Source organism: Anaerocolumna sp. AGMB13020, assembly GCF_033100115.1.
GTDB lineage: Bacteria > Bacillota > Clostridia > Lachnospirales > Lachnospiraceae > Anaerocolumna.
In genome coordinates this window covers 2,854,735-2,875,000 of the sequence record NZ_CP136910.1, presented here as the reverse complement: position 1 = coordinate 2,875,000, position 20,266 = coordinate 2,854,735, and the positions used below count along the sequence as shown (strand labels likewise).

The 20,266-nt window shown below is 39.8% G+C and carries 17 protein-coding genes, 3 tRNA genes and 3 rRNA genes (1 of these 23 cut by a window edge); 20 read left to right on the top strand and 3 right to left on the bottom strand.

Annotated features, from left to right (window positions below; genetic code table 11):
- The 11 genes from R2R35_RS11645 to R2R35_RS11595 form a co-directional block, all read left to right on the top strand.
- A 16S ribosomal RNA gene (locus R2R35_RS11645) occupies positions 1–329 on the top strand; it begins 1,205 nt to the left of the window's first position.
- 48 nt (positions 330–377) lie between these two features.
- Positions 378–495 (top strand): 5S ribosomal RNA (gene rrf, locus R2R35_RS11640).
- A 19-nt stretch (positions 496–514) separates the two neighbouring features.
- Positions 515–587, top strand: a tRNA-Ala gene (locus tag R2R35_RS11635).
- A 187-nt stretch (positions 588–774) separates the two neighbouring features.
- Positions 775–3,674: ribosomal RNA gene (locus tag R2R35_RS11630) — 23S ribosomal RNA — on the top strand.
- Together the 16S, 23S and 5S rRNA genes with 3 tRNA genes alongside form the textbook arrangement of a ribosomal RNA operon.
- Before the next feature lie 92 nt (positions 3,675–3,766).
- A tRNA-Asn gene (locus R2R35_RS11625) sits at positions 3,767–3,838 on the top strand.
- Positions 3,839–3,862: 24 nt separating this feature from the next.
- Positions 3,863–3,933: transfer RNA gene (locus R2R35_RS11620), tRNA-Cys, on the top strand.
- Positions 3,934–4,524: 591 nt separating this feature from the next.
- Positions 4,525–5,394 carry a CPBP family intramembrane glutamic endopeptidase gene (locus tag R2R35_RS11615; protein WP_317734694.1) on the top strand — a complete coding sequence of 290 codons (870 nt, stop codon included), beginning with the start codon at positions 4,525–4,527 and terminating at the stop codon, positions 5,392–5,394.
- Positions 5,395–6,304: 910 nt separating this feature from the next.
- Positions 6,305–6,724, top strand: coding sequence for a VOC family protein (locus tag R2R35_RS11610; protein ID WP_317734693.1), 420 nt, complete (start codon positions 6,305–6,307; stop codon positions 6,722–6,724).
- A gap of 735 nt (positions 6,725–7,459) precedes the next feature.
- A complete protein-coding gene (locus R2R35_RS11605; RefSeq protein ID WP_442872280.1) occupies positions 7,460–7,861 on the top strand; it encodes an effector binding domain-containing protein in 402 nt (133 codons plus the stop codon).
- A 50-nt stretch (positions 7,862–7,911) separates the two neighbouring features.
- Positions 7,912–8,520 carry a DUF6273 domain-containing protein gene (locus R2R35_RS11600; RefSeq protein ID WP_317734692.1) on the top strand — a complete coding sequence of 203 codons (609 nt, stop codon included), beginning with the start codon at positions 7,912–7,914 and terminating at the stop codon, positions 8,518–8,520.
- A 69-nt stretch (positions 8,521–8,589) separates the two neighbouring features.
- Positions 8,590–9,066 carry a pyridoxamine 5'-phosphate oxidase family protein gene (locus R2R35_RS11595; RefSeq protein ID WP_317734691.1) on the top strand — a complete coding sequence of 159 codons (477 nt, stop codon included), beginning with the start codon at positions 8,590–8,592 and terminating at the stop codon, positions 9,064–9,066.
- Positions 9,067–9,219: 153 nt separating this feature from the next.
- On the opposite strand, the gene R2R35_RS11590 is transcribed toward R2R35_RS11595, so the two are convergent.
- Positions 9,220–10,194, bottom strand: coding sequence for a serine hydrolase domain-containing protein (locus R2R35_RS11590; RefSeq protein WP_317734690.1), 975 nt, complete (start codon positions 10,192–10,194; stop codon positions 9,220–9,222).
- 311 nt (positions 10,195–10,505) lie between these two features.
- Between R2R35_RS11590 and R2R35_RS11585 the strand changes: the two genes are divergently transcribed.
- From R2R35_RS11585 to R2R35_RS11560, 6 genes are all read left to right on the top strand, one after another.
- Positions 10,506–10,724, top strand: a complete 219-nt coding sequence (locus tag R2R35_RS11585; protein WP_317734689.1) for a hypothetical protein — start codon at positions 10,506–10,508, stop codon at positions 10,722–10,724.
- Between the two features lie 54 nt (positions 10,725–10,778).
- Positions 10,779–11,912 carry a YcjF family protein gene (locus R2R35_RS11580; RefSeq protein ID WP_317734688.1) on the top strand — a complete coding sequence of 378 codons (1,134 nt, stop codon included), beginning with the start codon at positions 10,779–10,781 and terminating at the stop codon, positions 11,910–11,912.
- Between the two features lie 335 nt (positions 11,913–12,247).
- Complete coding sequence (locus R2R35_RS11575) at positions 12,248–13,312, top strand: helix-turn-helix transcriptional regulator (protein ID WP_317734687.1); 1,065 nt, start codon at positions 12,248–12,250, stop codon at positions 13,310–13,312.
- 107 nt (positions 13,313–13,419) lie between these two features.
- Positions 13,420–13,629 carry a helix-turn-helix transcriptional regulator gene (locus R2R35_RS11570; protein WP_317734686.1) on the top strand — a complete coding sequence of 70 codons (210 nt, stop codon included), beginning with the start codon at positions 13,420–13,422 and terminating at the stop codon, positions 13,627–13,629.
- Entirely contained in the window at positions 13,619–14,035 is a 417-nt protein-coding gene (locus R2R35_RS11565) for a hypothetical protein (RefSeq protein WP_317734685.1), read from the top strand. Before R2R35_RS11570 ends, R2R35_RS11565 begins: the two co-directional genes overlap by 11 nt.
- Positions 14,036–14,396: 361 nt before the next feature.
- The gene (locus tag R2R35_RS11560) at positions 14,397–15,068 is read left to right on the top strand and encodes a DUF1847 domain-containing protein (RefSeq protein WP_317734684.1); all 672 of its coding nucleotides are present in this window, start codon (positions 14,397–14,399) and stop codon (positions 15,066–15,068) included.
- A gap of 72 nt (positions 15,069–15,140) precedes the next feature.
- On the opposite strand, the gene R2R35_RS11555 is transcribed toward R2R35_RS11560, so the two are convergent.
- Together R2R35_RS11555 and R2R35_RS11550 are read right to left on the bottom strand one after the other, a co-directional pair.
- The gene (locus R2R35_RS11555) at positions 15,141–15,728 is read right to left on the bottom strand and encodes an SOS response-associated peptidase (protein WP_317734683.1); all 588 of its coding nucleotides are present in this window, start codon (positions 15,726–15,728) and stop codon (positions 15,141–15,143) included.
- A gap of 28 nt (positions 15,729–15,756) precedes the next feature.
- A complete protein-coding gene (locus R2R35_RS11550; protein ID WP_317734682.1) occupies positions 15,757–15,951 on the bottom strand; it encodes a hypothetical protein in 195 nt (64 codons plus the stop codon).
- Positions 15,952–16,338: 387 nt separating this feature from the next.
- On the opposite strand from R2R35_RS11550, the gene R2R35_RS11545 reads away from it, so the two are divergent.
- The 3 genes from R2R35_RS11545 to feoB all read left to right on the top strand — a co-directional run bounded on the left by R2R35_RS11545 (position 16,339) and on the right by feoB (position 20,175).
- Positions 16,339–17,580 carry a LysM peptidoglycan-binding domain-containing protein gene (locus R2R35_RS11545; protein WP_317734681.1) on the top strand — a complete coding sequence of 414 codons (1,242 nt, stop codon included), beginning with the start codon at positions 16,339–16,341 and terminating at the stop codon, positions 17,578–17,580.
- Between the two features lie 223 nt (positions 17,581–17,803).
- Positions 17,804–18,028 carry a FeoA family protein gene (locus tag R2R35_RS11540; RefSeq protein WP_317734679.1) on the top strand — a complete coding sequence of 75 codons (225 nt, stop codon included), beginning with the start codon at positions 17,804–17,806 and terminating at the stop codon, positions 18,026–18,028.
- A gap of 26 nt (positions 18,029–18,054) precedes the next feature.
- Entirely contained in the window at positions 18,055–20,175 is a 2,121-nt protein-coding gene (gene feoB, locus R2R35_RS11535; RefSeq protein ID WP_317734678.1) for a ferrous iron transport protein B, read from the top strand.
- Positions 20,176–20,266 lie beyond the last annotated feature (91 nt).

Sequence of the window (20,266 nt, the reverse complement as noted above, 5' to 3'; positions counted from 1 at the left end):
TGATCTGGGCTACACACGTGCTACAATGGTGACTACAAAGGGAAGCAGCCTCGTGAGAGTGAGCAAATCCCAAAAAGGTCATCTCAGTTCGGATTGTAGTCTGCAACTCGACTACATGAAGCTGGAATCGCTAGTAATCGCGAATCAGAATGTCGCGGTGAATACGTTCCCGGGTCTTGTACACACCGCCCGTCACACCATGGGAGTTGGAAATGCCCGAAGTCTGTGACCCAACCGTAAGGAGGGAGCAGCCGAAGGCAGGTTCAATAACTGGGGTGAAGTCGTAACAAGGTAGCCGTATCGGAAGGTGCGGCTGGATCACCTCCTTTCTAAGGAAGTAAGTAGGGGTTGTTTTACTGTTGAGTTATCAAAAAATTTCCGGTGGCGATGCGCTTATGGGACACACCCGTTCCCATCCCGAACACGATGGTTAAGACGTAAGCGGCCGATGGTACTATACTGGAGACGGTATGGGAGAGCAGGTGGCTGCCGGATTTTATTAAATTACATTTTTGGGGGTATAGCTCAGTTGGGAGAGCACCTGCCTTGCAAGCAGGGGGTCATGAGTTCGAATCTCATTATCTCCACTCATCACGGAGTAATCCAGAAGTGATGATAGTACCTTGACAACTACACATTGAACAAATTTCTAATATATATTAGAAAACATTAATCTTATGTTAAAGTAATGATTAATGCGACATCCAAAATAAATAAGACCAAAACCTGTCACGCTAGACAGGCGAGATTTGTGTTCTTAGAACAGAAATCATAGGTCAAGCTAATAAGAGCGCAGGGTGGATGCCTTGGCACTAAGAGCCGATGAAAGACGTGATAAGCTGCGATAAGCTGCGGTGAGGAGCAAATATCCTTTGACCCGCAGATTTCTGAATGGGGAAACCTGACGGAGCAAACCTCCGTTACTATTAAGTGAATACATAGCTTAATAGAGGGAACCCGGGGAACTGAAACATCTAAGTACCCGGAGGAAGAGAAAGAAAACTCGATTTCCAGAGTAGTGGCGAGCGAAATGGAAAGAGCCTAAACCAGAGGATTTATCTTCTGGGGTTATGGACCGCAACAAGTGAGATGAAAGGTAGCAGAATGGTTTTGGGAAAGCCAGCCAAAGAGAGTGAAAGCCTCGTATGCGAAACCGGAAGTCAGCGAGCGGGATCCGAAGTACCACGAGACACGAGAAACCTTGTGGGAATTAGGGGGGACCACCCCCCAAGGCTAAATACTACTTAGTGACCGATAGTGCATAGTACTGTGAAGGAAAGGTGAAAAGAACCCCGGGAGGGGAGTGAAAGAGAACCTGAAACCCTGTGTTTACAAGCTGTGGAACACCTATTTACAGGTGAACCGCGTACTTTTTGTAGAACGGTCCGGCGAGTTACGTTTACTGGCAAGGTTAAGAGTTTAAGACTCGGAGCCGAAGGGAAACCAAGTCTGAATAGGGCGAATAAGTCAGTAAAAGTAGACCCGAAACCGGGTGATCTACCCATGTCCAGGTTGAAGCTGCCGTAAAAGGCGGTGGAGGACCGAACACACATCCGTTGAAAAGGGTGGTGATGAGGTGTGGGTAGGGGAGAAATTCCAATCGAACCCGGAGATAGCTGGTTCTCCTCGAAATAGCTTTAGGGCTAGCCTTGGTTTAGTCTAATGGAGGTAGAGCACTGAATATCCTAGGGGGCGTCAAAGCTTACCGAAGATTATCAAACTCCGAATGCCATATAGATGATGACCAGGAGTCAGACTACACGAGATAAGTTGGGTAGTCAAAAGGGAAAAAGCCCAGACCACCAGCTAAGGTCCCAAAGTGCGTGTTAAGTGGAAAAGGATGTGGGATTTCGAAAACAACTAGGATGTTGGCTTAGAAGCAGCCACACATTAAAAGAGTGCGTAATAGCTCACTAGTCGAGAGGTCCTGCGCCGAAAATGTCCGGGGCTAAAACACGACACCGAAGCTGTGGATAGTAGTGAATACTACTGTGGTAGAGGAGCATTCTTAATACCGACGAAGCGATACCGTAAGGAGTCGTGGAGGGATAAGAAGAGAGAATGCCGGAATGAGTAGCGAGATGAAAGTGAGAATCTTTCAGGCCGAATATCTAAGGTTTCCAGAGTAAAGCTGATCTGCTCTGGGTAAGTCGGGACCTAAGGCGAGGTCGAAAGACGTAGTCGATGGACAACAGGTTGAAATTCCTGTACCTTATAAAAACAGAACTGTGGGGACGCAGAGACAAAGTCAGAGCCGGGTGAGGAATACCCGGTACAAGCGAGGTACCAGTGGAGCAGGAAAATCCGTTCCATAATGGGAAGACGTGATGTGGACCGAAATATAAGTAGGGAAGCTGATGGAGGCACTGCCAAGAAAAGCCGCTATTGTTTTTTATAAGCCCGTACCGTAAACCGACACAGGTGGATGAGGAGAGAATCCTAAGGCCGACGGGAGAAGCATTGTTAAGGAACTCGGCAAAATGACCCCGTAACTTCGGGAGAAGGGGTGCCTGTAGAAATACAGGCCGCAGAGAATTGGCCCAAGCAACTGTTTAGCAAAAACACAGGTCTATGCAAAACCGTAAGGTGAAGTATATGGGCTGACGCCTGCCCGGTGCTGGAAGGTTAAGGGGAGATGTTAGGAGCAATCCGAAGCGTTGAACTTAAGCCCCAGTAAACGGCGGCCGTAACTATAACGGTCCTAAGGTAGCGAAATTCCTTGTCGGGTAAGTTCCGACCCGCACGAAAGGCGTAATGATTTGGGCACTGTCTCGACAATGCACCCGGTGAAATTGAAATACCAGTGAAGATGCTGGTTACCTGCGCCAGGACGGAAAGACCCCATGGAGCTTTACTCTAGCTTGATACTGGGATTCGGTATTGCATGCACAGGATAGGTGGGAGGCTATGAAGCGGTGACTCCGGTTGCCGCAGAGCCGTTGTTGGGATACCACCCTTGCAGTACTGGGTTTCTAACATGTGCCCGTGATCCGGGCAGTGGACAATGTCAGGTGGGGAGTTTGACTGGGGCGGTCGCCTCCGAAAGGGTATCGGAGGCGCTCAAAGGTCCTCTCAGGATGGACGGAAACCATCCGCAGAGTGCAAAGGCATAAGAGGGCTTGACTGCGACACCGACGGGTGGAGCAGGTACGAAAGTAGGACTTAGTGATCCGGTGGTATAAAGTGGGATTGCCATCGCTCAACGGATAAAAGCTACCCTGGGGATAACAGGCTTATCACTCCCAAGAGTTCACATCGACGGAGTGGTTTGGCACCTCGATGTCGGCTCATCGCATCCTGGGGCTGTATTAGGTCCCAAGGGTTGGGCTGTTCGCCCATTAAAGCGGTACGCGAGCTGGGTTCAGAACGTCGTGAGACAGTTCGGTCCCTATCCGGCGCGGGCGTAGGATATTTGAAAGGAGCTGACCTTAGTACGAGAGGACCGGGTTGGACTGACCTCTGGTGTATCGGTTGCACTGCCAAGTGCATGGCCGAGTAGCCAAGTCGGGACGGGATAAACGCTGAAGGCATCTAAGCGTGAAGCCCCCCTTAAGATAAGATATCCCATGCGAATGCAGTAAGACCCCTGAAAGACGATCAGGTGGATAGGTTAGAGGTGGAAGTGTGGTAACACATGCAGCTGACTAATACTAATAGGTCGAGGGCTTGACCTAAAGATTTACTTTGGATGTTTCAATGTGTAGGATAAAAGTACAACAAATACTATTGACTTTCTTTATCAAAAGTATTACAATAAATCCTATATTCCTCGATAGCTCAATGGTAGAGCACACGGCTGTTAACCGTGGGGTTGTAGGTTCGAGCCCTACTCGGGGAGTTTTTTCTAAATAAATTAATATACGGCGACATAGCCAAGTGGTAAGGCATGGGTCTGCAACACCCTGATCACCAGTTCAAATCTGGTTGTCGCCTCTCTTAATGAAATTCTCAAAGCTTTGAAATATAAGGTTTTGAGAATTTTTTATGTATTGAATTATTATATGCAAGTGTGTACAGGCTTACTAAGAACCTGTGTAACTTGTTAATACCTCATCTTTTGGTGTAATACTACATAGATAGTGCACTGTCAAAGCCAAATATGTTTTAGAAATTCCTGAATGACCGTAGCAGTTAATTTGCTTTGTATAGAGCAGAGGCTCCCAAAAGCGTATTTCATGAAAACTGCAATACAGGATATTTTGTTTCTTACCGTTTACCCTAATATGACGATTGCCCGTAATTTTTGTAATTGGTTGATTAGAAAATCCAACAAAAAGATATTCACAATCGGGATTAACCTCTTTATTTCTGGAAAGGACTTCTAATGCTTTTGGTAACAAGGGTAAATCTCGAAAACCTAGTCACTTTTTCCTTTAATATAATAAATTCAATGGTTTACTAACTGCAAGTTAGCCATCAAGTACCAGACAGGGATTACTTGAATATATAAGAATAAATATTCGTTGCTATATTTACATTCTGGTATATAGTATAATAAGATAAATCAAAAATTAGGAGTTAACAATGTTATTGTTAAAAAATAGTAATAATGCAAACCGAATATGGAGGATGATTATTGTAGCGATTATAGGATATATCGTTATATCCATTGTTACAGTAGTTACACCTGGATTATTATTTTCTTTCATTACAAAGGTTTCCTTTAATGCTGCACTGGATGTTATAATGCAATCAATCTTAGCACAAATATTTATAATGATAGTTACATTGATACTGATTTATTATTGGATAAAGCTTCTTTTGGATAAAGAGGAGACAGTTATATATACTATTGGTTTTACTGGTAGATATTTTTTAAAAGTGTTAAGTGGCTTTACTTTTGGCAGTATTTTTATACTATTAGTGCTAGCCCCACTGTATTTATCTCATTCTTATGTTCTTGAATATCGAGTATTAGATGATAAAGTTGTCTCAGTACTCATTGCAGGATTATTTAATTATGTAACTGTTGCTTTTGCTGAGGAAATTATTTTTCGTGGCTACATACAATATCAGACAAGTAAAAAGAATAAAGTAATTGGGTGTATAATTACGGCAATGATTTTTGCTTTATTTCATTTAATGAACTCAAGCTATTCATACCTTTCACTAATATATCTTTTTGTGGGTGGAATGATGTTCTCAACTATGCGTTTGGCAACAAAAAGCTTAATGTTTCCAATGGGTTTTCATCTAGCTTGGAACTGGCTGTTATCTAGTATATTTGGAATTGACTCAGATAGAGCTTGGCTACGAACTACAATCTCTAAAGATACATGGTGGAATGGTGGGGGCATAGGCGCAGAATCAAGCATATTTGGTCTGATTATAATGATTCTTGCAACAGGCGGCTTTATGTATGCATATTTTCACTCAATAGGTAAGAAGGAATGATGAGCTTGGGCATAGTTGTGTAAATCTAAGAAGTGAGAATTATAATATACGAAAGGATATAAGATATTAACTTAACTTTAGAAACTGATAAATATAGGGATATTGAAACATTAACTTATTAAAATAATATATTACAATTATAATTTGTGGCGTAACTTCTATGAAATTTGCTTTTTGTGTAGAATATTTGTGTAATGGGCTTTTGGAATGGCTATAGCCCTTAAGTATACCAAGATTGTAGGAATTGATGTCGGGTCTGCAACACCTTGATCACCAGTTCAAATCTGGTTGTCGGCTTTTTTTTAAAACCTCAGTGTTTACTGGGGGTTTTATTTTATGTTTTATTTCGTGCTGCATATCACTCAGATAAGTATTTGCCAGGGTAGTCATCTTCTTGCCTTTTTAAACTTCTGAAATTACTGAAGTTTTTATTTTTATATTCACAATAAAATGGCGTTTCTTTTCCCAGAAGTGGAGTAAACAATTTATGTCTAGCTCTTTCCCACCTTTAGAATCCTCATAAGCAATAATACCATCATATTTTACTGTTTGTAGCATACCTAAAAGCTAGTTTATATCACCTTCTTCATGGAGTGCGATATGCTTTGAAAATACTTGTTCAAGAACTGGAATAAATGTACATAATTAAAGAAATGATTCAGGTATAAGAGTTATTGGAAAATATAGTTTACTGGATTAACTGTATATGCTATTATGGTATTTACCTATTAGTAAGAAATAAATGCGAAGGTTTTATATCCTATTGATATTATCCAAGGCAGAGTAGTTTCCTTATCTGAGCTTAGTGTTTCATGTTGTATAAGCGTTGAAAATTTATATTATTAAACCTGACATACTGTCGTCGTATTCGATGTAGTAAAATGAAAGAAATCGAAAGTGAGGTAAAACAATGAATGGTATGAATGTTAATGTAGGTGTAATTCTTTTTGTTGAAGACATAGAAAAAATGGTTTCATTTTATAAAAACATCATGGAATTTGATACCGACTGGGACGGCGGATTATGGGCGGAATTTAAAACAAAAAGCGGGCCGTTATCATTAGCAATGTATGATCGGGAAAATTTTGCGAAAGCCGTAGGGGAGTCCTATTACCCCCCGAAGGGAATTAACTTAACAATGGAAATAGGTATTTGGCTGCCAAAATTTTTAGATGTTGATATAGAATATGAGCGCCTAATGGCACTTGGAGTAAAGTCATTTACGGGAAAACCAGAAACCTTCCCATTTGGCATACGAAATTTCTATATTACAGACCCTGAAGGTAATTTGCTTGAGATCGGAAGTAGGGGACAAGAAGAAACCACATAAACAATGGCATTTAATATATATGACATTAATGCGGTACCTCCGCGTGCTCTGTAGTTTATCCGCGCCACTGTGGTAAGTACTACCTATATTAGTAGGGGAAAATTCGATGTGCACCTGACTTGTTTCATAACACGTTGGCGCCGGAAAGGAATGGTCATAAATAGATAAACTAAATTCTTTCAATGCATTACTGGATGAGGAATATGAAATTGCAAAAACATTGCATCAAACAGGTGAGTCGCTCGGATGCAAAATTGTTTTCAAAAAAAGACCAAACGGATATAGAGTTATATTTAACAAGCAAAGCAATAGGAAAGTATTGTTCTGGATGGAGGTATCCGATAATTCATTACTCGTAAAGGCCAATTTATTGCACATTGATAATTATATTGAAAAAATGTCGAGGTGTTCCGGCACTATAAAAAAATCAATAGCTGCTACAAAGGAATGTGAAAATTGTCATCCCTGTTGCGGTTCTTTGCATGTTTCATATCATATAGATGGTATAAAAAATACGCCATGTTACTTTAAAGGTCATTATTTTTCCCGAATGAATAAAACAGATTGGGATATGCTAAGTGATTTAATTGTTTTAGAAAATAACGTAGTATAAGCAAGCTGTAGTGTTGTCTCCGCAACCATATAGCCGCATGATTAGTTGGATTATCTGCGAATGGCAGTAATTCTTTGTCCCTACTTGAAAGCATCTTACGTAGGTTTACAGTAGAAAGCGGCTTGTTAAAGCTTAAACCTGATGCGCGCAGTTTTGGATTTGATTGTCCTCTGGGAGCATCAGAAGTTGGAGAGAACTCCTACGCTTATGAAATGTGGGTATCTGTCCCCGATGATATGGAGATACCGGCACCATTAGTAAGACGAGAATTCAGTGGTGGATTATATGCCGCACATGTGTTAAGAACGTGGGATTTCCAGGATTGGCGTCGTCTGAAAGAATGGGTGAAAGAAAGCGATAAATACGAGAATGACTGGGGGTCACCTCGGTGGGAATCACCTGAAACAGCTTTTGGACAAGGCTTTGAAGAAACCTTAAATTTCTATAATTTTGTTCAGAAGCACAATTCTGAAATGAAGTATTTACAAATTGATTTACTCTTCCCTATAAAGGAAAAGGAATAAACCAATGTCGGTATTTGCAAGTGAAATGAGTACAAATGGAGAGGAAATATATGCAGATAGGTGATAAAATAGTATTTGGCAGGTACGAGTGGCGTGTACTTGACATTCAGGACAATACAGCTCTACTTGTAACGGAATGTATTATAGAACAACGTGCTTACCATGACGCTTATAAGGAAATAACATGGGCTGACTGCTCGCTCCGAAAATATCTTAACGGTGAGTTCTATGACAAGTTCGATGTAACCGATAGGGCAAAAATAATTACGGTGCTAAATAAAAATCCTGATAACCAGTGGTATGGTTCAAAAGGGGGAGTTGATACAAGGGACAATATATTTTTGTTAAGCCTTGAGGAAGTGTGCCAATATTTTGGTGATAGTCTTTCAAAGCTCCTAAACCGTGGAAAAAATCAAAGATATTGGTTTGAAAGAAAAGATGAAAACAACAGTAAGAGAATAGCAAGACTTCAGGATAAGGAATGGAGTTGGTGGTGGTGGCTTCGGTCGCCGGGCCGGGTTAATGTAAAAGCGGTATACATCTTTGGAACAGACGGTAATATAGGTATTCAAGGCAACAATATATTAAAAGGCAACATCAGCGATGGCAAATGTACAGGTGGTGTCCGTCCCGCTATGTGGATAAAGCTGGGAGTATGAAGTTTATATACATATCATGATTTTGTCCGCAGTTACATTATATATTAATCTATAGTAAGGAGAAATAGAATGAGCAAATATGAAAATGCAATAAAGCTTTTGGAAGAACGATGTGGAAATGGGAAAGAAGAAGTTATTGCACTTGCAACAATATCACTCGCTTCAAACGCTGCGGGTAGTCCCCGCCCTGCTGTACGTATGGTAAGTGCTTATTATGAAGCTGGTGCATTTTATGTTTCTACGGACATAAGAAAAAATAAAATGTTGCAAATTGAGAAAAACAACGAGGTTTCTGTCTGTGGTTTCGATTGGTACGCTTTCCAGGGCACAGCTGAGAATCTTGGCTGGGTCAAGGATGAGAAGAATGCCAAAGTCAGAGAAAATTTCAAGAAAATATTTGACTGGTTCGAGGAAGTTGGAGACGAAGACAATCCGAACTCAATTGTTCTGCGTATCACACTCACAGAGGGAACGATTACTGACAATGAGAGAAAATACGGTGAACTGCAGTATGCAATCGATTTTATTAATAAAACAGTGAAATAATCTGTTAAGAAGAAATATTTTGTGAATTGATGCAAGTAAAGTAAAGTGAAAACAATCATAGAATATAATTTAAAGAATGCAATGTAACGGCTTCCCTTTAGAGGAAGCCGTTTTTATAATCATATATTGGGTATAATCATATATTGCGTATAATTATTTTAGTACTAACATATCAATCATATCAGCGTAATGACCCATATTTGATTCTTTGCAGCCATCAAAGTTACATAATAGCAGAATTATTAATCTACGGTTTGGTACACGAGTAAACCTAACGCTAAAACCTGGCGAATCGCCGCCATGAAATATTTTATCACCATTTATATACCATCCCATTGCATAATTAGATAGAACAGGAGTTAGGAACTCTGACATAAAATCCTGGGTCAACAGCTTTTCGGTATAAAGTGCTTCATCCCATTTACATAGATCGGCTGCGGTGGAATAAATCCCTCCTGCACCTGCAAAAGAGTTAATGACAACAGTATTCTTTTCCCATTTTGAAATATGAGGTGATTTATAACCGGTAGCAGTATTTATGTCTTTTGGGTCAAGTGTAAGGAAGGACGTGCGCATCATGTTAAGGGGAATAAAAATATTTTCGTTCAGGTATTCCCTAAGGCTGATACCGGATACCTTTTCAATTAATTTACCTAAAATAATATAATTAGAATTACAATAATGGAATGTTTTATGCGGTAGATCATAATCCGTAAGTGACTTTATAAACGAATAAGAATCTTCAGAGGTAACTTGTGGGATTTCATGCCATTCTGTTTTAGACCAGTATTCCGGTATTCCGGAAATCATATTTAGAATATCCTGGATTATTATATTCCTTCCATAATATAAGTCAGGTAAGTAGGTAGCAATAGTTTCATTAAGGGATAATAACCCTCTTTGTGCCAGTTGCAGCACACAGAGCGCAGTAAATTGTTTTGTTATGGAGCCAAGGTTGTAAATAGTGTTTTCATCTGCTATTTTCTTCTGAGCATAATCAGAGTATCCAAAGTTTTGCTGAAATAAAATATGTTCACCCTCTTTGATTAATATATAACCGTTAAAGTCTTGTAAAAGTGAGCTTTCTTCATATAAACTGTTAATCTTTTGATATAGTTCTCTATCCATATTCCCTGCTCCTTTTTTATTTGATTAATTTAGTGTAAACTATACACTAAGTGTAGAGTCAATAATTGTTTTAAAAAACGATGAGATTCATGAACGAGATTCAGGAATTAATATTTTTATTATAAGGTTATATGGTTTTGAGAATCCTAAATAATAGAATCTTAAAAAGTTCAAATTAAATGGGAAGAAGTAATCTGTGGATCTCTGATGGTCCATAGAAAGGGTGAATGATAAGGATTAAAATATTCGGGATAACTTCACTTCACTAATTGTAATAATATGCTATAATTAGACATACCGGAGGTAATTATATGAAGAATGGATTTTCCAACAAACAAATCGAAATAATAAAAGAAATCGCAGCAGAGGAATTACAGAAGAAAAATAAGAAGCAGGAATCCGGGATAAAATCCGTTGTGTACCTGCTTTTAAGTATTGCATGCAGCATCGGAATTTTCCTTATAATGCCGAAACTAATTAATAAAGGTGCAAGCAAGATTTATAAGAATAATTTTAGAGTAGTGAAATAGACAACAGATCAGTATGGATAATTTGTATGAACCACCACAAAGGAAGAGGGATAGATGGATATTAATATTTCAGATGTAGCTAGCCAATGTATAAATGAAATCAATAAGAAAATCAAGAATTTAAAAAATCTGAATATTATTGTAGCCGGCAAAACAGGAGTTGGTAAGAGTACATTAATTAATTATATCTTCAGAGAGCAGCTGGCGGAAACCGGAATCGGAAAACCTGTAACACAGCATATACAGAAGATAACAAAGAAAGATATACCTTTAACGATCTATGATACGAAAGGATTAGAGCTTGGGCGGGATACGCAGAAACAGATTAAATCTGAAATCATTGATAAAATAAAAGAAGGACTTTATGCCAAAGATGAAAATAAATGCATTCATTGTATCTGGTATTGTATCAATACGGCATCTGACAGAATTGAAGAAGATGAAATTGAATGGATTAAGGAGTTTACAGAAGATAATAAAGATACGCAGGTCCCTATTATCCTTGTATTAACCAAATCATTTTCGAAAGCCAAAGCCAAGGAATTCAAGAACTATATCGACAGCCTTAATTTGCATGTTTGCGCTATTGTTCCTGTATTGGCGATGGACTACGAAATAGATGATGATTATACAGCCAAAGCTTATGGTGGAGAGGAACTTATAGAAATCATGGGGGAGCTGTTAGGGGAGGAATTGATCCCCACTCTTCAGAATGTTCAAAAAGCGGCGATAAAGCAAAAAATTAAATATGCCAGAGGGATTGTTGCCACAACGGTAACAGCTACCTTTGCAGAAGGCTTTGCACCGGTTCCTTTTGCCGATGCAGCGCTTTTAGTACCAACACAGGTTACTATGATTGCATCCATTACAGTCGCATTCGGCCTTAAGGTGGACAAAGGTATCATTACATCCTTTATTACCTCAATCTTAGGAACCGCAGGTGCTACAATTGCAGGCAGAACCATTGTATCCAATATCTTTAAACTGCTTCCTGGAGTCGGTACGATAGTAGGTGGTATGATTTCCGGAGGTACAGCCGCTGTTATAACCACTGCTTTGGGAGAAGCCTATATTAAACTAATGGAAAAAATGTGCCTTGGAGAAATAAAGGCTGTTGATCTGAGTAGTAAAGAAGCTATGACTGAAATGAAGGATATCTTTAAAAAAGAGTTGAAGAAAAAACAATGAATCAAAAATAATGAATCAAAAATAATAAATCAAGAACAACAGTCACTCTTTCTGTGTATCTATTTCAATTCCATGAAAGCTGCCAAGACCCAGGATCCAAGCCGGTAAATACCGTTAGCTTTCTGTGAGGATATTTATTTAGCACGCTAAGTTGAATCCAGGTAATAACATAACTTGGTGTTAATAACCTCCTGATATTAACCTCCTGTTATTAACCTGCTGTTAATTTTTTATCCTTTTATTTAATAACCATTCAATTGCAGAAGTACATGCCAATGGATAAAATGTAGTTATAGTACAGTTTATCTTTATACGAAGTCAGGAGAGGATTATTCATGCCAATTAATATGGTTATCAGGGAAAACAGAAAAGCACACGGATTAACACAGGAGCAAATAGCAGAATATTTGGGCGTTTCAACACCAGCTGTAAACAAGTGGGAAAAAGGCGTTTCTTATCCCGATGTTTCGTTACTGCCTGCATTGGCACGGCTGCTCAAGATTGATCTGAACACCTTACTCTGCTTTGAGGAAGGGCTTACAGACCAGGAAATCAATCAATTCAGCAATAAAGTTATTGATACAATTCGCAAGAAGGACTATGAAAGCGGGTTCTCTTTCGCAATGGAGAAGATAAGGGAATATCCGAATTGCGATAAACTCCTTTATACAGCTGCCTTGCTTTTGGAGGGGGCACTTTTCATGTATGGATTCAATGCTGATAACAAAGAGGTTTATCAAAAGCAAATAACTGCTTTGTACGAGCGTGTTGCAGGAAGCAAGGAGGAGCAGGTGAGAAACAGCGCTGTCTATATGCTGGTATCTAAGTATATGGAGCAGGAAGAGTACGATAAGTCGCAGGAAATGCTGGACTTATTACCCGAAAGTGCTGATCTGGATAAAATGCTGCTTCAGGCCAATTTATACAGACACCAGAATAAATTAGAAGAGGCTGCAGAAATTCTGGAACGTAAGTTACTGATGGAGGTCAATGAAATCCATGGAATCTTAATGAATCTGATCGACATTGCATTAAAAATGGAAAACCTTAGAACAGCAGATCATCTGGCGGAGCTATCTGTAAATCTCAGCGATCGCTTTGACCTGTGGGGCGTTAATGCTTATCTGATACCACTGGAGGTGGCTCTTGCCAAAAAGAATGTGAAAGATTGCCTTTCATTGATTAAGTCAGTATTATCTGCTGTAGCTTCTCCCTGGAAGGTCAGTGATTCTTTATTATACAGTCATATCCCTGTAAAAGAAGAAACTCAGCAAAACTATTGTAAACAGCTATTTTCCGCTTTTCTGGCTGAGATGGAAAGCAGCCCTAAATATGAATTTCTTCACGACAATGTTGAGTTTCGACACTTAATAGAACGAAATAAAGGAAAATACAATTAAGCAAATATTTTATTTAATTATGGAAAGTATACTTGACATTATAAGCCGTTGGAGGTATGATGTTTATGTAAAGTATGCTTTCCATTTTTATTTAAAGGAGTGAAAGAGTGAGGAATCGGTTAGAAGAAATAAGAAAGAAACAGGGGATAAAGCAGGAAGAACTGGCAGAAGCTCTGGAGGTGTCCAGACAGACAATCGGATCTCTGGAGAACGGCCGTTATAATCCATCTATTTTATTGGCTTTTAAAATTGCCCGATATTTTAGTATGACCATTGAAGATATTTTTATCTATGAGGAGGAGCCAAATGAAAGATAATCAAAAAGTTAATATTCTAATGATATTAGTTAGTATTGGACTTATTCTGGGAGGAGTTTTCGTTATAGATTATGATAACAGAAACATAGCTGGAATCTGTATCGGATTTGGTTCCGGCCTTGCCAGTTTAAATGTGGTCCATATACTTTTTAAGCGAATGCTTAGGAAACATCCGGAATATAAACGCCAGAGCGAGATAGATGCAAAAGATGAGCGCTCCATTGCAATAACGAACAAAGCAAAAGCAAAAGCTTATGATAAGATGATATATATCATGATAGGGGTTCCTTTTGTTATGATTTTCACTAATTCGCCTTTGTGGATGATATTAACGGTAATCGCTTTCTATTTATTTGGGTACAGTTTACAGCTTTATTATATTGTGAAATATAATAAAGTTATGTAGTTTTCACTTCCTGGCGAAAATAGTTGACAAAGGCAAAATTTTAATATACTCTATATGATATTTGAAATACACCCAGAGAACAGTAATTGCTTAAAACTGGTGCTGTAGAATAGAATATTATGACTGGCTGACTGTACGAACAGAGGTTAAGATAAGCTTACAGCTTAGACTACCTCTGTTTTTTAATACTCATTTAACAGGGGAGTATAGGGAAAGCGCGGCAGCAGAGTAACAATCTATCAAAAGGGTATCAAACCTGGAAAGAGGTTAGGTTGAAAAATAAATTTTTCAACCGCAAGTTTGTGCTTGTGCACCACAAACTTGGTATACGCAAAAAGCGTGCGCAAGAATAGAGGTTAAAATGAGTGAGAATTTCAGTTGTACATCCTGTGGCGTATTCAATTGTGCCGCTCAAAATGGAACATATCCCGGTAAATGTCTGACTACCAGCGAGGAGAACGAAGAAATACTGGAGGAATGTCTGGAGATATATAACAAGGATCCGGAGATAAAAAAAATCGCTGTCGCGGCAGCACAGGTGGAAGGGCAATATTACGGACAGCTTACCAGAGTTGAGGAAGTCATCGTATTTGCTAAGAAAATAAAGGCTAAAAAAATAGGGATTGCCTCCTGCATGGGACTGATCCAGGAGAGTAAGATATTTGAGAAAGTATTAAAAGCAAATGGATTTGAACCCTACGGAGTTATATGTAAAGTAGGCGCAAAAGACAAATCGGCACTTGGGGTGAGGGAAGAGGATAAGATTCGTCCCGGACAACATGAGTCAGCCTGTAATCCTATTATGCAGGCAAAGCTATTAAACAAAGAGAATACGGACTTAAATGTTATCTGCGGTCTCTGTGTCGGACATGATTCTATGTTTATTAAGTATTCCGACGCACCTGTTACCTATCTTGTGGTAAAAGATCGTGTCCTGGCGCATAACCCTGTAGGAGCTCTTTATACAAATGGTTCTTATTATAAGAGGCTTCTTCAGGGCGTCAGCTTACGGGAGGAGGATAAAGAGCTGTAAATATAAAAACAATTAACGAATAATCCTGTAGCTTACGGAAAAGCAAGGGTAATGGCAAGTCCGGCGGTCCTGCTAAAAGGGCAGCCGCAGTTGCTCATAATCCATTTCCTTTTTTAGCTGGCAGGGCTTCTTTTGTAATAATTCTTCTGTACGGTCAGGAGCCGTTAACCACGGTAAGAGCTCCTCTCGTTCCAGGATCAAGGGCATACGGTCGTGGACTTCAATCATGGACTCATTCGCCGGTGAAGTCAGTATAATGAACCGGTCCTTCTCCTGAAAAGAGCTATAAAAGCCCGCAATAAATAAAACCTTGGAGTCTTCACGGTAGAAGGAAGCTTTTTCTCTGGAAGCATTCCATTCATAAAAGCCCGCAGCAGGTATGATACACCGCCGATTTCGGAGGCTGTCCAGGAAAATTGTTTTGGATAGGGCAGTTTCACTTCTGGCATTGATAATCAGCTCTTTTCCCTGAAAACCTGGAAATCCCCAGTGCTTCTCCTCCGAATGCATAGCCTTATCGGAGGCAGTGAGGACCATTGCCGGTTCAGAAGGACGGACATCCCTTTTCCCTGCTTTTTCACTGAGCTTTTTATCGATGGCTTCTACCAGTCTCTCTATTTCTTTGGCTGTATCATCATCTATATAATATCTTCCGCACATAAGTACCTCCCTTTTTAAGAATAGGAAATTATTTCATTTTGTTCTCTAAGGTTCCCTGCAATTCATTGTACCATTCCGAAGGCTCCATCTTGCGGTATTCTGCGTTGCAGTTTGGGCTAATACCGCTACATTCTGCGTTGCAGTATGGGAACGTAACACCGGAACATAACAACGCTACATTCGAAAGTCCGCCGCGCTGTTTTTCGCAATTTGCCTCCCACAAAGCAGAACCTTCAGTCCGGGCACAAACAGTTTTCAGACACACACTAGTATACCCTCGGCAATGGCTATTCAATTAATCGATTTAAAATTTTGTTATTCGTTTAATTGGCTTTGTAATATTACTATAAGGTTTATGCTCGTGTGGCATTAAAGAGGGAAATCAAGGGAATGTATCTTATAGAAAATTTATAAAAGCCCATACTGTCATAGTACTACAAGAAAGATAGTATTTCAAGAAAGGACAATATTTTGCAAGCACTTCAAGACACGTAACCCTCAGTTGCTTAATTGTCTCAACGAGAAGCAGGATTGGTGTCCATAATTTACTTTCTTAGAAACCTCTGTCTATAAATCACATATAATGAAACAAAACCGTTCGAGGGCAGTAATGATTATTCATGTGGTAGAAGCTGGAGAGACTATTCTCTCCATAGCAGATTATTATGGTGTATCTGCTAAGAAACTAAAAATATATAATAACTTAACGGCTGAGGACTCACTGGTAATAGGAGAAGCCCTTATTATCCTTATTCCCGAAATTACTTACACCGTGAAAGAAGGAGATACCTTATTACAGATTGCAGATGCCTATGGCAAGACCGTAATAGAGCTCCTTCGGTATAATCCGGAATTGTCGGATAGCCAGTCTCTTTATTCAGGAGATGAAATTGTTATCAGCTTTCGAGGGGAAAAAGGACATACAATTGCGACAAATGGTTTTGCATACCCCTTTATTGATACAAAGACCCTACAGATGACCTTGCCTTATCTGACTTATCTCACGGTATATAGTTATACGGTTTCTGCAACAGGTGATTTGAATAATTTGGCGGATGAAGACATTATTAAACTTGCAAAAGCATATGGAACAGAACCGTTAATGATGATTATTCCGGCTTCTCATAATAATGAAGAAGCTATGGAGGTAGTCAATTCCATAATATCTGATGTAACAATCGAAGACAGGTTTATCAATCAAATTCTCTTTAACCTGGAAACCAAGGGGTACAGCGGGGTGAGCTTTCATACACCTTATATCCATCCCAGATACCGTGAAAAATACCGCAGACATGCTACGAAAATGCTGGAAAGTATTACTTCCGCAGGTTATAAAGTAATGGATACCTTTGAAAATCCTATTATCGGTTTCGATTACAAGTTTATGACAGAGGGCTTGACAGGAATTACTTTGATTGTATATGAATTCGGATACTCTGACAGATTATCTCTTGGAACCCTTTGTACAGAAAACTATCGCAGGATCATAGCGGACTTTACCAAGATGGTACCCTCTGATATGGTCTCTTTTGGGTTACCGGTCCAGGGCTATATCTATCAATTACCCTTTATTGCCGGTATCTCCCAGGGCAGGGCTATCAGCTATAGGGCAGCCCTTGAGCTGGCGGCACAAAATAATGCCCAGATTCTTTATGACCCTCTGACCAATTCCGTATCCTTTTATTTCTACTCGGGAGATGAATACCTTGTGCGCTTCTGGGATGCAAGAAGCTATGATGTGTTTCTAAAACTTGTACCGGAGTTTAACTTATATGGTATCGGCATCTGGAATATCATGCAATGGTTCCCGCAGCTATGGATGATTGCTGCCATCGAGTATTCCATTCTATAGAAATATCTTTATAAAACTCTCAGATTTTTGGCTATTTCCTAAACTTTAAGGCAACAGGAAATTAAGAGACAAGCCAGGGAATATTGAATAATATTGATACCTCATATCAGGTATGTAAGAAAAATTTTTATCTCCTCATAGAACATTTTTAGACTATTTTCATACAATAAATTAGTTTCATTTAAAAAAGTTAAAACATTCTAAAAAAGTGAGGTTGATATAAATGAAAAAGCTGACTGATATTTCCGTTGGAACACATACCACAGTTTATGAATTGAGGGCTTCTGACCTGCTAAGAGAGAGAATGCTGGCATTAGGACTGACCAAAGGAGCCAGGGTAGAGGTCATCCGCAAAGGACCTTCCGGAGACCCTACCGTATACGGCATCAGGGGAGCCATGATAGCGTTAAGAAAAGAAGAGGCTTCCCTTATATCTGTAACGGATTAAATTAATTTTATATAAAGGAGGCTATAATGGGGTTGACCTATCAATCCACACAAAACAATGCAATGACGGATCTATACCGTATCGACAAAGAAGAAGGACAGTTTATCATTGCATTGGCAGGGAATCCGAATACCGGAAAGAGTACTGTTTTTAACGCCATAACCGGACTTCATCAGCATACAGGCAATTGGCCTGGTAAGACAGTTGTAAATGCCAGAGGTGAATTCAGACAGGAGGGCAAAGAGAACATATTGGTGGACTTACCAGGCACCTACTCGCTCTTTGCCTCCTCGGTAGAAGAAGAGGTGGCCAGAGACTTTATATGTTTTGGTAATGCAGATGCTGTTATTGTTGTTGCAGATGCCACCTGTCTTGAGCGAAGCTTAAATCTTGTATTTCAGGTAATGGAACTGACTACTAAAGTAGTATTATGCATCAATCTTATTGACGAAGCAAAGAAGAGGCATATTAAAATTGATGCAAAGGGAATTGAGAAAGACCTTGGCGTACCAGTTGTGTTATGCGCTGCCAGAAGCGGAATCGGCGTGGAGAAATTAAAGGAGACGGCAGTCAAGGTTGCAGCAGGAGAGATAATTCCAAAACCGGTGCCGGTAAAATACGATGATAAAGTAGAAGAGCTGATCAAGCTACTATTACCGGATCTCAGGGATACGTCAGCAGATGTTTCCGTAAGGTGGATGGCTCTTAGAATGCTGGATGGAGATGAAAAACTCTTAAGTGCCATGTCAGCTCATATGGGAGAGCTTGCCTTGGAAGATAATCGGTCTCTCTCTGTATTACAGAAAGAATTGCCGGATAAGGAGACCTTAAGGGACGGAATCTCAGAAGCAATCTATCGCCGTATAGAAGACCTGAAAGCGAAATGCATTCAGGAGGACAGTGAAGTAAATGCAAGAGATAAGAAAATTGACAATATTATCACCTCCAAACGGTTTGGCTTACCCATCATGTTACTGGTCCTGGCGCTTGTTTTCTGGATTACAGTTACAGGTGCTAATATACCTTCCTCACTGCTGGCGGATTTATTATTTTATATAGAAGATAAATTTACAGATTTATTTTCTTATCTGAATGCACCTGCCTGGCTTCATGGGGTATTGATACTGGGACTTTACCGCACCTTAGCCTGGGTCGTTTCTGTTATGCTTCCGCCTATGGCTATATTCTTTCCGCTCTTTACCATATTGGAGGATCTGGGTTTCCTGCCCAGAGTAGCCTTTAATATGGATCATCTCTTTAAAAAAGCCTGTGCCCATGGGAAACAATGTCTTACCATGATTATGGGGTTTGGCTGTAATGCAGCAGGAATTGTATCCTGCCGGATTATCGAGTCACCAAGAGAGAGAATGATTGCAATCCTCACCAATAACTTCGTACCCTGTAACGGCAGATTTCCTACCCTTATCGCCATATCCAGTGTTTTTCTGGTGGCACTGGGAGGAAATACCTTTGGCATCATGCCGGCACTTGCGGTAACTGCTATGATTGTTATTGGTATCGTAGTTACCCTTCTTGTTTCCTACCTCTTATCAAAGACTGTGTTAAAAGGTATTCCCTCTACCTTCACCCTTGAACTTCCTCCCTACAGAGTACCTAAGATCGGAAGGGTATTATATACCTCAATGATTGATCGTTCGGTATTCGTACTTAAAAGAGCGGTAGTAGTAGCCGCACCGGCCGGCGCCTTTATCTGGATACTGGCAAATATTTCTGTTGGTGATATTAGTATCTTGGGGCATATGGTGAACTTCTTTGACCCTTTTGGCAGGTTAATCGGACTTGATGGGTATATCTTAATGGCATTTCTTCTTGGATTGCCGGCTAACGAAATAGTTCTGCCCATTCTATTAATGGCCTATCTGTCCACTGGTTCTATGGCAGAGTATGACAGCCTGGAAGCACTTCGTAATATTTTAGTCGGACACGGCTGGACGTATCTGACGGCATTGAACACCATGCTTTTTAGCCTCCTTCACTGGCCTTGTGCTACGACTCTTATAACAATTCGAAAAGAGACCGGTAGCATTAAATGGACCATTGTTTCAGCGTTACTGCCAACCATTATTGCAATCGCAGTATGTTTCTGTACGACAGTGATATATAAGCTTGTGGGGAAATTATTCTAAATATATTCAAAAAGTTAATCCACCAATAACCCTGGTGTTATGGTCTGAAGTTTCATTAAACTTAAATAAAGCTCCCGGCATTTTCTAATAC

Coding starts and splice junctions, on each gene's coding strand:
- R2R35_RS11615 (WP_317734694.1), top strand. CDS start 4,525: ATGTTATTGTTAAAAAATAGTAATAATGCAAACCGAATATGGAGGATG.
- R2R35_RS11585 (WP_317734689.1), top strand. CDS start 10,506: ATGAAGAATGGATTTTCCAACAAACAAATCGAAATAATAAAAGAAATC.
- R2R35_RS11560 (WP_317734684.1), top strand. CDS start 14,397: ATGAGTGAGAATTTCAGTTGTACATCCTGTGGCGTATTCAATTGTGCC.
- R2R35_RS11575 (WP_317734687.1), top strand. CDS start 12,248: ATGCCAATTAATATGGTTATCAGGGAAAACAGAAAAGCACACGGATTA.
- R2R35_RS11600 (WP_317734692.1), top strand. CDS start 7,912: ATGCAGATAGGTGATAAAATAGTATTTGGCAGGTACGAGTGGCGTGTA.
- R2R35_RS11580 (WP_317734688.1), top strand. CDS start 10,779: ATGGATATTAATATTTCAGATGTAGCTAGCCAATGTATAAATGAAATC.
- R2R35_RS11595 (WP_317734691.1), top strand. CDS start 8,590: ATGAGCAAATATGAAAATGCAATAAAGCTTTTGGAAGAACGATGTGGA.
- R2R35_RS11555 (WP_317734683.1), bottom strand. CDS start 15,728: ATGTGCGGAAGATATTATATAGATGATGATACAGCCAAAGAAATAGAG.
- R2R35_RS11545 (WP_317734681.1), top strand. CDS start 16,339: ATGATTATTCATGTGGTAGAAGCTGGAGAGACTATTCTCTCCATAGCA.
- R2R35_RS11610 (WP_317734693.1), top strand. CDS start 6,305: ATGAATGGTATGAATGTTAATGTAGGTGTAATTCTTTTTGTTGAAGAC.
- R2R35_RS11540 (WP_317734679.1), top strand. CDS start 17,804: ATGAAAAAGCTGACTGATATTTCCGTTGGAACACATACCACAGTTTAT.
- R2R35_RS11565 (WP_317734685.1), top strand. CDS start 13,619: ATGAAAGATAATCAAAAAGTTAATATTCTAATGATATTAGTTAGTATT.
- feoB (WP_317734678.1), top strand. CDS start 18,055: ATGGGGTTGACCTATCAATCCACACAAAACAATGCAATGACGGATCTA.
- R2R35_RS11590 (WP_317734690.1), bottom strand. CDS start 10,194: ATGGATAGAGAACTATATCAAAAGATTAACAGTTTATATGAAGAAAGC.